This window comes from Streptomyces sp. NPDC044002, assembly GCF_056434525.1.
This window is the reverse complement of sequence record NZ_JBWKEZ010000078.1, coordinates 1-11821: the sequence shown is the minus strand read 5'-3', so window position 1 is coordinate 11821 and position 11821 is coordinate 1. Positions and strand designations below refer to the sequence as shown.

The 11821-nt window shown below is 70.5% G+C and carries 9 protein-coding genes and 2 pseudogenes; 6 read left to right on the top strand and 5 right to left on the bottom strand.

Annotation, left to right across the window (positions count from 1 at the left end):
* The first annotated feature begins 371 nt into the window (after positions 1-371).
* From AC07A6_RS35960 to AC07A6_RS35945, 4 genes are all read left to right on the top strand, one after another.
* Positions 372-3425: a DNRLRE domain-containing protein gene (locus AC07A6_RS35960; RefSeq protein ID WP_478779918.1), complete on the top strand. Its 3054-nt coding sequence runs from the start codon at positions 372-374 to the stop codon at positions 3423-3425.
* A gap of 96 nt (positions 3426-3521) precedes the next feature.
* A complete protein-coding gene (locus AC07A6_RS35955) occupies positions 3522-4463 on the top strand; it encodes a D-alanyl-D-alanine carboxypeptidase family protein (RefSeq protein WP_478779917.1) in 942 nt (313 codons plus the stop codon).
* Positions 4464-4655: 192 nt separating this feature from the next.
* On the top strand, positions 4656-5279 hold the full coding sequence (locus AC07A6_RS35950; RefSeq protein WP_478779916.1) for an RDD family protein: 624 nt from the start codon (positions 4656-4658) through the stop codon (positions 5277-5279).
* 352 nt (positions 5280-5631) lie between these two features.
* A complete protein-coding gene (locus AC07A6_RS35945) occupies positions 5632-6483 on the top strand; it encodes a DUF3152 domain-containing protein (RefSeq protein ID WP_478779915.1) in 852 nt (283 codons plus the stop codon).
* A gap of 86 nt (positions 6484-6569) precedes the next feature.
* Here AC07A6_RS35945 and AC07A6_RS35940 read toward each other — a convergent pair whose 3' ends face one another.
* Both AC07A6_RS35940 and AC07A6_RS35935 read right to left on the bottom strand, forming a co-directional pair.
* Positions 6570-6794, bottom strand: coding sequence for a hypothetical protein (locus tag AC07A6_RS35940; RefSeq protein WP_478779914.1), 225 nt, complete (start codon positions 6792-6794; stop codon positions 6570-6572).
* A 52-nt stretch (positions 6795-6846) separates the two neighbouring features.
* Positions 6847-9012, bottom strand: a complete 2166-nt coding sequence (locus tag AC07A6_RS35935) for a HEAT repeat domain-containing protein (protein ID WP_478779913.1) — start codon at positions 9010-9012, stop codon at positions 6847-6849.
* 136 nt (positions 9013-9148) lie between these two features.
* On the opposite strand from AC07A6_RS35935, the gene AC07A6_RS35930 reads away from it, so the two are divergent.
* On the top strand, positions 9149-9499 hold the full coding sequence (locus AC07A6_RS35930) for a hypothetical protein (RefSeq protein ID WP_478779912.1): 351 nt from the start codon (positions 9149-9151) through the stop codon (positions 9497-9499).
* 29 nt (positions 9500-9528) lie between these two features.
* Here AC07A6_RS35930 and AC07A6_RS35925 read toward each other — a convergent pair whose 3' ends face one another.
* The 3 genes and pseudogenes from AC07A6_RS35925 to AC07A6_RS35915 form a co-directional block, all read right to left on the bottom strand.
* Positions 9529-9744 carry a hypothetical protein gene (locus AC07A6_RS35925; RefSeq protein ID WP_478779911.1) on the bottom strand — a complete coding sequence of 72 codons (216 nt, stop codon included), beginning with the start codon at positions 9742-9744 and terminating at the stop codon, positions 9529-9531.
* The gene (locus AC07A6_RS35920; RefSeq protein WP_478779910.1) at positions 9744-10334 is read right to left on the bottom strand and encodes a hypothetical protein; all 591 of its coding nucleotides are present in this window, start codon (positions 10332-10334) and stop codon (positions 9744-9746) included. The genes AC07A6_RS35925 and AC07A6_RS35920 overlap by 1 nt, the downstream gene beginning before the upstream one ends.
* Positions 10331-10876: pseudogene (locus AC07A6_RS35915) on the bottom strand (transposase); the annotation flags it as partial. The gene AC07A6_RS35920 and the pseudogene AC07A6_RS35915, both read right to left, overlap by 4 nt.
* Positions 10877-10926: 50 nt before the next feature.
* On the opposite strand from AC07A6_RS35915, the pseudogene AC07A6_RS35910 reads away from it, so the two are divergent.
* Positions 10927-11726 (top strand): annotated as a pseudogene (locus AC07A6_RS35910) (IS5 family transposase); the annotation flags it as partial.
* Between the last annotated feature and the right edge of the window lie 95 nt (positions 11727-11821).

Below are 11821 nucleotides of genomic sequence, written 5' to 3'. Positions count from 1 at the left end.
TCACGAGAGATGTATGGATATTCCAGAGCGATTCGGACCCTCTCGGGCAATTCCCGTGCAAGCAAGGGTTTACATGTGCCAACTGCGCAGGGTTGCAGCCGAATCGGAACTTTTATCGCTTGGTTCAGGCCAATACCTCACGCAGGGCGGCGTTCCCCTAAGTATCGGTAACGAATGAGTAAAGATCGAGCGCCTGGACGGGGCCCCACGCCTGTGTGATCGTGCCCTTCTGCCCCGCGGTCAGCCGTATGGGGCTCTTTGCGCTGTCCCCATCCGATTGGTCCCCACGGGAGTAGACCGCAGTGACCATGCCCCGCCTTCTCAGCCCCTTGGTGCGTACACGCGCGCGGCTGACGTGCACCATCGGCCTCGTGGTGGCCGCCTTAGCCGCAGCACTGCTGTCCTGGTGGCAACCCGACGGCCCGCCACCGACCGTGACTGCGGCGCCCGGTGACGCCAAGCCCGCTTCCACCGGCCCCCGCGACGCGCAGAACGCCGCCGCCGAATCCCGGCGGACCGGCAAGGACGTCCCCGTCGACACGGAGACCAACGCCACGACGCTGACCTGGTCCCAGCCCGACGGCAAGTTACGCACCCAGATCTCCGCCCTGCCGCAACGTGCCAAGAACTCCGAGGGCCGCTGGGCCCCCATCGACACCAAGCTCGGCAACGACACGGAGACCAAGGACGGCAACGGACTCTCCGTCCGCCCGGCCAACGCCCCGCTGCCCGTCCGCTTCTCCGGCGGGAACCAGCCCGCCGGCCAGGACGCGCGGACCTCCGTCCTCGCCGAGGTCGACCTCGTCGGCCACACCGTCGCCTACACCTGGCCCGGCCCACTGCCGAAGCCCGTCCTCGACGGCCCGCGCGCCCTGTACGCGGAAGTCCTGCCCGGCGTCGACCTGCTGCTCGTCGCCCGCCAGGACGGCGGCTTCGCCCAGGTCCTGATCGTCAAGACGAAGGAAGCAGCCGGCCGCCCCGAACTCGCCACCGCCGAGTACGGACTGCGCTCCGCCACCGCTGTCTTCAAGCACGACACCGAGGCCCAGCGCGTCGCCGTGGTGGACCCGAAGTCGGGCAAGGAGATCGGCTCCCTGCCCACCCCCTTCGCCTGGGACTCCTCCGGCCGCGACCCTGAAGACCCCCGGCCCGTGAGCCACACCGCCGTCGGCTCCCCGGCCGAGGTGCTGCAGCTGTCCGGCCTGGCCGGCATGGAACCGGGCTCCCGGCAGGCACCGCTTCCGATCGCGGTCGAGGGCAACGGCACGTCCGAGGCACGGCTCCGCCTCAACGCCGACGCGACCGGTCTCCTGAAGGACCCGGCGACCCTGTTCCCGGTGTTCATCGACCCGACCATGAACAGCGCAGAGCAGGCCTGGACCACGGCCTACAAGCCGCACCCGAACAGCTCGTTCTTCAACGGCACCAACTTCAACAACGGCACCCCGGAAGCCCGCGTGGGCTACGAGAAGCAGACCGGCGGCACCGCCCGCGCCTTCTGGCGCATGGGCTTCGACGAGCGACTCAGGGGCGCCGCACTCACCAGCGCCACCTTCCGCGTGCTCAACAACCACAGCTGGTCCTGCGACGAGCGCACCTACCGCCTGCACTGGACCGGCGCCATCTCCTCGGGCACCACCTGGAACAAGCAGCCGGACTGGCTGAACCTCCAGGAGGAGAAGAGCTTCGCCAAGGGCCGCCCCGGCTGCGCCGACGACTACGTCGGCTTCAACGTGAAAGACGCCGCCCAGAACGCCGCCAACGCCGGCGCCCCCGACCTCACCCTCGGCATGCGCGCCGTCTCCGAGAACGACACCTACACCTGGCGCACGTTCAGGGCCGACGCCGCCGAACTCACCGTGACGTACAACCGCGCCCCGGGCGAGCCGGTGGACGGCACCACCAACCCCGGCGGCGCGTGCGTTCCCGGCCCGGGCGCAGGCCAGCCCGTCGCCAAGGCGAACCTCGTCCTCTCCGCCAAAGCCACCGACGACGACGGCAACCTCAAGGGCGTCCGCTTCCGGTTCTGGAAGGACGGCGACCCGGTCCCGGCCGGCACCGTGGTCACCCCGCAGGCCGACGGCCGGGCCTCGACCACCATCCCCTCCGCCACCCTCACGGACAAGGCGACCTACTCATGGGACGTGGTGGCAGAGGACTCCGAAGGCGCAGCCTCATCCTCCTTCCCGGCCGGTGACCAGCCGTGCCGGGTCACCGTGGACGCCAGTGGCCCGCCCGCACCCGAGGTGACCAGTCAGGTGTTCAAGCCCGCCACCCCGGACGGCGCGACCTGGGCGACGGTCCGCTTCGGACAGACCGGAGCGGTCACCTTCAAGGCAGCCGACGCCGTCAAGTTCAGCTACTCCTTCGCGGGCCTGAACATCAAGGAGGTGCCCGCCGTCAACGGCGCGGCCACCATCCCCGACCTCAAGCCCACCAACTCGGGCCCCGTCGCCCTCCTGGTCCACGCCTACGACGCGGCAGGTAACCGGAGCCAGCGCACCGACTACGTCTTCTACCTGCCACCGCGCCAGGAAGCCGACGGCCCCGGCGACGTGGGCGGCGACGGCCGCCCCGACCTCCTGGCCATCGACGCGCAGGGGAACCTGCGTACGTTCTCCGGTGACGAGGGAGGTGAGATGTACGGGTCGCTCGCGGCCTCGTACACCACCGACGGACAGCTGAACCCGCCCGGCCACTGGTTCGACCCGGCCACCGGCAAGACCGCCCTCATCACCCACCGGACGGACGTCTACCCCGGCGACGGCACCACGGACCTCTTCGCCCGCACCCCCGACGGCAACTTCTGGATCTACCCCGGCGACGGCTACGGCAGCTTCAACGTCGACAAGCGCGTCGCGGTCAAGCTCCCGGCCGGCGTACCGAACCCCGCCGAGTGGACGCAGATCATGGCGGTCGGCGACCTCACCGGCGACAAGCTGCCCGAGCTGTTCCTGCGCAGCGGCAAGGCGTTCTGGGCGCTGGAGGGGTACACGGGAGGCGCCTTCCAGAAGGCGACGCTCATGAACGACGGCTACTGGGGCGCGGACCGCGAGCTGCTCACGGTCGGGGACATCGACCTCGACGGCAAGGCCGACCTCGTGTGGCGCAGCCCCGAAAGCGGCAACCTCTGGCTCCGATACGGCAAGCCGAGCGCGGCCGCCGGCAGCACCGACCTGCTGTCCCTCGCGACCGCCGGTGCATCCCGCGACAAGACGGACGTGATCTACGGGGCGGGCTGGACCCCGGCCAACATCCCGCTCGCCATCAGCACCCCCGACGTCAACGGCGACCGCATCCCGGACCTCTGGGCCAAGGGCTCCAACGGCTACATCTGGGTCTACCACCCGACGGCCAAGGACTCGGGCGGTGCGGTACAGGCGGTCCTGGGTACCGAGTGGTCGGGAATCAAGGCCTTCGGCTGACCCCCGCACCACCCCGTCCGGTCACACGATCTTCCGGACGGGAGGCGCCTCCTCGGCACCTCCCGTCCGGCCTCTTCAACACGATCAAGGACTGAAGTGATTTCCAACCTGATGCGGCGCGCCAAGGGCGCGCTCGCCGCGGCCGTCGCCACCGGTGCCCTGGTCACGGCCACGGCTCCCGCCCAGGCCGCACCCGTACCCGCCCACACCGCGGCCGGCGCAATCATGATCGACGGCACCAACGGGGCCACGCTCATGGCCAAGGACGCCGACACCAAGCGCCCCATGGCGAGCACCACGAAGATCATGACCGCCGTGGTGGTCGCCTCCCTTCCGGACCTCAACCTCGACCGGAAGGTCACCGTCAAGCAGGAGTACCTGGATTACACCTACCTGCAGGGCGCGAGCTCGGCTCAGCTGAGGGCCGGGGCGACCCCAACGATCCGACAACTGCTGTACGGGATGATGCTGCCGTCGGGCTCCGACGCCACCTACGCCCTCGTGGACACGTTCGGCACGGGCGCGAGCACGCCGGCCCGTACTGCGGACTTCATCGCCAGGATGAACGCCAAGGCGAAGGAGCTGGGCCTGGCCAACACCGAGTACGACTCCTTCGACGGCATCTCGCCGACCGGGAAGAACCTCACCAGCCCACGCGACCTCGCGAAGCTCACCCAGCACGCGATGACCATCCCCCTCTTCCAGACCCTGGTGAAGACCACCACCTACAGCACCGGCGGCACCGCCACCGTCGCCAGCTGGAGCAACACCAACCTCCTGATCCAGCCGAGCAACAACGGCGGCTACGCGTACCCAGGCGCGATCGGCATCAAGACCGGCCGAACCACCCCCGCCGGCAAATGCCTCGTCTTCTCCGTCACCCGCAACGGCAAGACCATCATCGGGGTCCTGCTGAACGACGAAGAGCGCTACATGGACTCCATGGCCCTCTCCAACTGGGCCCTCGGCCCGGCCGCCGGCTCCAAGAACGCCCTCCAGCGCAGCAACACCGACCCCATCCCCGACGTCCTCGACTGACATCAGGGGCACGCCTGATGTCGACTCCCCCTGGCCGAGGTTCGTTCCGCCGGCCCGGCCGGGGGTGTCAGTGCGGTGTAAAACCCTCCGGTGCAGGTGTCCCGGGGTGGACGAGCCGCTTCCCGAACGGCATGTGTGCTGACCGCTCTGCCGCACGTCGTCCGCGTTTCCCTACAACGAAGAGATCTCACCTTGAGCTTCGGCGATCCGAACAACCCGCACGGCCAGCAACCCCCGCTGGGCCTGCCTGGTCACCCGCAGCAGGCCCCGCAGGGCGTGCCGCCGCAGTACGGCTACCCGCAGCAGGCCGCCCCGCAGTACGGGTATCCCCAGCAGCTCCCGCAGCCGGCTCCGTACGGTGCCCACCCCGTACCCGGTATGCCGGGCGGGATGCCCGAGCTGGCCCACTGGGGGCTGCGCGTCGGGGCGGACCTCCTCGACACGCTGATCGTCCTCGGACCCATGTACGCCTTGGGCTTCGTCGACCTCGCCACCGCCGCCGACCCGGACACGGCCGAACCCGGTGTCTTCTTCATCGTCGGCCTCGTGTACGCGGTCGTCATGGGGTTCTTCCAGCTCTTCAAGGAAGGCTCCACCGGGCAGTCGATCGGCAAGAAGGCGCTCGGCATCAGCCTGCGCCGCGAGGCGGACGGCCGCACCTGCGGATTCGGCATGGCCTTCGTCCGCAAGCTGGCCCACATCCTCGACAGCCTGCCCTGCCACATCGGCTGGCTCTGGCCGCTGTGGGACTCCAAGAAGCAGACTTTCGCCGACAAGGTGTGCAGCACCGTCGTCTTCCGCGTTCCCAAGGGCTGAGGCACTTCCTCACCGCCACGCGGGGGCCGGCTCGGACCGGTCCCAGTCGCCGTCCTCGTTGCGATCCCGATTCGGATCCCTGCCCGTGCGGGATCCGGCCCGCCTTGTGGTGACCGCACAAGCGCTTCGTGATCTACGACCGGCACTGCGGGGAGGCACCCTTCGTGGTCATCCTGCCCGGCAGCGCGGATCACACGCGACGCGTTGAGATCGCGATCGTGCAGGGTTCCGCAGCTCTCGCAACACGAGGGACGCACGCTCAGCAGCTTCGCCGAGCACTGCCGTCACCTCAGTTCCACGCACCGAATATCCAGGGGGAAGGCCGAACGGACACGTTCCGGACGGCACATGTATGCGCGAATCGAACAGCACACGCAGCGCGGGACGCAGTTCCGCCCGCAGGGCCCAAGCCCGCACCAAGCGCCGCAGACGGCTCCGCCGCACCGTCCTGGGGCTGGCCTGTGCGGCCGGCGGAGCCGGGGTCGCGGTGGTCCTGCTCCGGGTGGACCCGCCGGTGGACGAGCCCGGGGCCCAGGCGGCTCTGCGCCCCGGGCCGTCCTCCCCGGCCCCGGCAGCGCCCTCAACGTCACCGCCGGCGCAGCCCACCTCCGACCCGAGCCGGACCTCGCACCGCGACGTGCCCCCGTCCGGGGCGGGCACCTTCACCGCCGCCAATGTCTCGGCCAACAAGCGCGGCAACGGGCCCGTGCGGCGCTACCGGGTGGAGGTCGAGGACGGCTCCGGCCTGGACGCCGACCAGGCCGCGCGGGAGGTGGACACGGTCCTCGCGGACCGGCGGGGGTGGATCCGCGACGACCGGTACGGCTTCCAGCTGGCCGCGCAGGGCACGGTGGACTTCACCGTACGAATCGCCACTCCGCAGACCACGAACCGGCTGTGCGAGATCACCACGCCCGAGCTGATCGGCGAGACCAACTGCAGCACCAACCACACCGTCGTGGTCAACCTCAAGCGGTGGCAGCAGGGCTCGCCCCAGTTCGATGGACCAGTCTCCGAGTACCGGGCGCTCATCATCAACCACGAGGTCGGCCACGAAATAGGCCGCGGCCACGAAACATGCCCGGCCCCGGGCAAGCCGGCCCCCGCGATGATGCAGCAGCTCAAGGGGCTGGCGGGCTGCAAGTCCAACGCATGGCCCCACGACCGCAAGGGCAGGTACCTGTCGGGCCCGGCAGTGCCGTAGCAGGACGAGATCGCCCGCTGTCCGTTGGTCTTCCAGTCCTTCCGCCTCGTGACCTCGGACCGCACACGACTCACCCGAGCGGCGGCTCATCCGCTCCCGTCACCCCGGACGGCCCCGTCAGCGGAGACGGTGTTCTGCTGCACATTGTTGAGGCGGCCGACCTGGCGCTCGATCAGCTCGGTGGGGAAGGAGGAGCTTCTTCCGATGTCGAGCCGCGTGAAGGGGGCGAGGGTGTTCCCGGCCGGTACGACGGGCACCTGCTGGTCGGCGGCAGATCCGTCCGGGAGCAAGACGTGCTCCCGCAGGGTCACCGCTTCGTCCCCGCCCGCCCGGGCGGCCGCTGCCCGGGCGGGCGGACTCGCCTCAGGTCTGCCGGCCTATGACAGCCCGGGCGGCGCGCAGGAGGGCCTCGTCGTCCTCGATGCTCGTGAAGGGGCCGCCGCTGCGGCGGGCCAGGGCGAGTTCCGCGTGGATCCGGGGAAGGGCGGGAACGGCTGCGGGGCCCATTCGTTGCAGGCACTCCAGTACGTGGCCGGCGGTCGAGTCGTTCTGCTCCCAGGCCTCCAGCAGCACCGGCAGGACGAGCTCCGTCTCGGCCAGGCCGCCGATGGCGTGGATCGCGGCGGCGGCGTGGACCCGGGTCCACTCGTACCCGGCTTCGAGCATCTGCCGCAGGAGGGGAAGGGCCGCGGCCGCCGGTGCTCCGATCCGGCCGAGGACATCGGCCGCGTCGCGGTGTTTGTGGGTTTCGAGGAGTTCGGTCAGCCGCGGTACGGCGTCCACGGGGTCGCGTTCGAGGAACCACAGGGCTTCTGCTGCGGCGAAGCGCACCTCGGGGTCCTTGGCGTCGGCGAGCGGGCGGACCGTGTCCAGGGCGGAGGCGGCACCGGTGCCGAATCGGGCCAGCGCGCTCACGGCCGCGGCCGCGCCGTGCCACTGCTCGTGCCGGAGGGAGGCGGTGACGGCTGCGGTGAGTGCGGGCACGGCGGCCGGGTCGCCGAGCCTGCCGAGGGCGGTGACCAGCCCGCGGCGTTCCGACCAGGTCCACTCGCGGGAGTAGTCCGCGTCGGCCAGGCGCCGGGTCAGCCGGGGCAGCAGTTCCCCGGCGGCGTGGGGGAAGTGGCCGGCGGCCTGGATCGCACGCCAGGCATCGGTGTCGGTGTCCAGTGCCGTCAGCAGCCCGGGCAGGGCACGTTCGTCGCCGAGGCGGGCCAGTGCCGTGACGGCCTGCTGGTGGGCGCGGCGCAGCAGGGGGTGCGGTGTGGCCCACACGGCCGGCCCGTGGGTGGCGCGGTGGGCTTCGACGAGGGCGGCGAGGGCTTCGCGGGCGGGTTCGGCGAGGGCGGCGGGGAGCCGGCCGAGGGTCTCGGCCGCTTCGGCGGCGGTGTACGGGTCTTCGGGCAGCAGGCAGTCGGCGAGCAGCCGGACGAGGCCGGAGTGGTCGCCGCGCCAGGAGTCGATCAGGCCCTTGGCCATGGCGATGGCGTCGTAGCGGGTGGCCGGGTCCGGGCTGCGGAGTTGGGCGGTCAGCAGGGCCGTGCGCTCGGGTATCCGTGCCTCCAGGACGCTGTGGAGGGTGGTCAGCAGCTCGGTGGTCGGGGCGTGTCTGCGGCCGTGCCGGTCGAGGTCGGCGAAGGCTGCGGCGATGTGCGGCGGGACGTCCTGGTCCGGTGCCGGTGCGGCTGGGACGTCCGCGCACGTGCATGGCCCGCAGTCGGCCGTTCGGGCTTCGGCTCCGGATGCGGCTTCTGCGGCTTCTGCGGCTTCGGCTTCGCTCCGGGGCGCGGGCTCGGGCGTGAGCTGCCGGAGCAGGTCGATCGCCGTCGGGACGAGGCCGGCGCCGATCTCCTCCGGTGCGCAGGCGCTCCGGTGGACGAGGGAGGCGAGCCGGATGTCGGCGGCGGTTGTGGTGTCGGCTTCCAGGGCGGCGAGCCAGTTCGTCACCGGCCCGTACGCGGCCGGCAGCCGCCGGGCCAGTGTCGCGGCCGTCTCGATGACCAGGAGCCGCTCGATGGTGCCGCTCTCGGCCGCCAGCCGCTCGCGCAGCACGGCGAAGGCCCGGTCGGCGTCGTCGAGGAACAGCCCCAGGGCCGGGACGGCGGCCTGCCGTACCCGCGGGTCGGGGTCGGCCGCGTACCGGACGAAGTCCTCGACGCGCTCGCGCATCCGGGGCACGACATCCGCGTAGGGCGTCGACTCGTGGCCGGACGGGCTGAAGTAGACCTGGTCGGGGCCGCAGTCCAGCGCCCTGCTGCCGATGCTGAGCAGGAGCTGGATGACGGCCGCGCGGTCGGGTGCCCGGGGATCCCTGGCGAGCGCGAGGAGGAACGGCAGGCTGGCGGCCGTGCACCCGTACACGTCACCCTGGTGGTGGGCCGCGCCGTAGAAGCTGCTGAAGCCGCGCTCCCGGACGTCGGGGTCGGGCGAGGCCATCTGTTCCAGCCACAGCGGGACTTCTTCGGCCGTGCCGTAGGCGTGACCCATGGACGGCCAGTCGATCCGGTCGAGGTCCTCGAAGATGTCGATCATGGGCTGCACAGTGCCACGGAGCACTGACACTGCCACCGGGACCCGTTACGGAGACCACCATGGAGGTGCCTCGGCCCGCAGGAGCCGAGCAGGCCCCCACCTCATCGCCACGACCGCGGCGATGTTGGATGGGCGCATGGCGAGACGCAAGAGGGAGAAGAAGGGGCGGCCCGCCTGGGGCATGCCGAAGGGGATCGTGCTGTTGGCGACGCCGGAGGGGTGGCGCCACAGCGTCCTCACCGTGGAGGGCGGCATGCTCTGCGGGCGGCTGAACGTGCCCGCCGGCACCGCCCCGCACGACGCGCGGGCCGCGTCGGCCCGGACCGTGACGGAACTCGCGCGCGACTTCCACGGAGCCGACGTCGAGGTGAGCTGGGAACCGCCCCAGGATCCCTGGTCATGGACCGCTCAAGTCACCCTGGTCGCCGTCTGCGAAGCCGATCCGCCGGAGGGCGGCGGGCCCAAGGTGCGGAGCACGGACATCTGACGGGAGAGCCGGGGCAGGGTCGAGCCCGCTCACTGCACCTGCGGCGGCAGGCTGTAGGTGGCGGGCCTTGACTCCAGGCGCCGGATCACGCGTCCGCTCGCCGCCAGCCGCTTGCAGCTCTTTCGAACCGTCTCCCTTGCCGCGAGACCCGCCTTTCCCTGCATGGAGCGCCCGAGAGCCTTGACGATCTCGTTGACCGTCAACGCCTTGTCCGCACTCCGAAGGACCCATTCGATCGCCAGCATCAGGGCACCGTGTCGGCTCTGCTCGCCGGCGAGCATGCACGCATGTGCCTGCTCAGCCCGAAGTGCGCGCAGCCTGCTTTGATCGCGTGCCAGTTTGGTTTTGAGTGTGCGAAGCTCGGCCTCGACCTCAGAGGGCGGTTCGTGAGGTGATGCCCGTTTCCGGGTTGGGGTGGGCGTGGTGCTTGGTGGGCTATTGCTTCCTGGCGAAAGATGCCGGCCGTGGCCTCGGTGAGGATGTCTAGCTTGACCAGGCGTTTTAGCTTGGCCCGTGTGCCTTCGATGTTCTTCGGCAGTGGTTCATGGCCGACCGCGACGCAGGTGTCGCGGGCCGTCAGTGGTCCGGTCGCGGCGTTGAATACGGCGAGGATGCGGGGGTAGTCCGGGTGCTCGGGCAGGTCCGGCAAGGCGTCCGGGATCAGGTCGGTGAGGCTGGTGACGGTTTTCCGTGTGATCGCGAGGTGTTCGAGGTGGGTCTCGGCCTCCCGCAGTTGGGCCTGTAGTTCGCCGATCTGGACACGGAGGCCGTCGGCCAGGGCCTGGGCGGCGTTCTCCTGAATGCCGAGCGCGTCGAGGAGGGGCCGGACGCTCATGCGGCCACCGTCCGCGGATCACGCCAGGTGGGGGTATTCGCGCCGGTGAGGCGGCGGGCCATGACGTGGGTCATGGCCCAGTAGACGCGCGAGGTGGAGGAGGCCGGGCGGTGTTCGTAATCGCGGACCAGACGCCGGTGCAGTATCAGGGTCCCGTAGGTCTGCTCAACCCGCCATCGCTTGGGCTGCGGGACGAACCCCGCCGTCTGCGGGTTGCGCTGAACAGTCTCGACATCGAAACCCAGGCGGGCGCCGTGTGTGAAGACCTGGCTCTTGAAACCCTGGTCTACCAGGGCTTTGTCGACGATGCCGCCCGTGTTCTCGGTGACCTGGTCGAGCAGAGCCGCCCCAGCGGTGTTGTCGTGCGAGTTCGCGGCGAGGACGATGACAGCGATGACCAGGCCGAGCACGTCCACGGCCAGGCCCCGCTTGCGGCCCGTGACCCGCTTCGCGGCGTCCCGGCCCGTCGTGGAAGCAGGGACCCCGGCTGCCGCACGGACACTCTGGATGTCCAGGACCACCAGGGTCGGGTCCTCTAGGTTCTGTCCGGCGGATCTTGTGACTGTCGGCTTGTCCGGTCGTTAGGCCGGGCATGGGGCGGGGTGATCTGACGAACGCGGAGTGGGTGCGGCTTGAGCCGCACCTGCCCATTGCCAGGCTGCGGGGAGGACGCTGGAACGATCACCGGCAGGTGGTCAACGGGATCCTGTTCCGGGTGCGGACCGGGATCCCGTGGCGGGACCTTCCCGAGCGATACGGCAGCTGGAAGACGGTCTATGAACGCCATCGGCGCTGGTCCGCCGACGGCACGTGGGACCGGATCCTGCGGGCGGTCCAGGCCGATGCCGACCTGGCGGGCCGACTCGACTGGAGCATGGTCGGCGTCGACTCGACCACGTGCCGGGCCCATCAGCACGCGGCCGGAGCCCGCAAGACCACTCCACGGGTCCCGAAAAAAGAACGACGCCTCGAAACCACCGCCCCGACGAGGGACTCGGCCGGTCCCGGGGCGGCCTGACCTGCAAAATCCATCTCGCCAGTGAGGGCGGCTGCCGCCCGCTGGCCCTGCTCGTCACACCGGGACAGTGGAGCGACGCGCCCCAGTTCACCGAAGTCCTCGCTCGCATCCGTGTCGCCAGACCTGGCGGCGGACACCCCCGCACCAGACCCGACCACGTCAGCGGCGACAAGGCATACAGCTCACGCCGCAACCGCAGCCACCTGCGAAGACGCCACATCAAGCACACGATCCCAGAGCCCAGGGACCAGCGGGCCAACCGCAAACGCCGCGGCAGCAGGGGCGGCCGGCCCACCGGCTTCGACAAGGAGCTCTACAAACGACGCAACGAGGTCGAGCGGACGATCAATCGACTCAAACACCACAGGGCCGTCGGTGAGGTCGACTCGGGGCGCCCTGCTGGTGTTTCCACCAGTGGGTTTCCCCGAGCCGCCTCCCGAACCCGGCGTGCCCGTCTCCGGGCACCGGG

Excerpts from the sequence above, each read along its gene's own strand:
- AC07A6_RS35945 (WP_478779915.1), top strand. The coding sequence starts at position 5,632 with ATGCGCGAATCGAACAGCACACGCAGCGCGGGACGCAGTTCCGCCCGC.
- AC07A6_RS35935 (WP_478779913.1), bottom strand. The coding sequence starts at position 9,012 with ATGATCGACATCTTCGAGGACCTCGACCGGATCGACTGGCCGTCCATG.
- AC07A6_RS35930 (WP_478779912.1), top strand. The coding sequence starts at position 9,149 with ATGGCGAGACGCAAGAGGGAGAAGAAGGGGCGGCCCGCCTGGGGCATG.
- AC07A6_RS35925 (WP_478779911.1), bottom strand. The coding sequence starts at position 9,744 with ATGCTGGCGATCGAATGGGTCCTTCGGAGTGCGGACAAGGCGTTGACG.
- AC07A6_RS35920 (WP_478779910.1), bottom strand. The coding sequence starts at position 10,334 with ATGAGCGTCCGGCCCCTCCTCGACGCGCTCGGCATTCAGGAGAACGCC.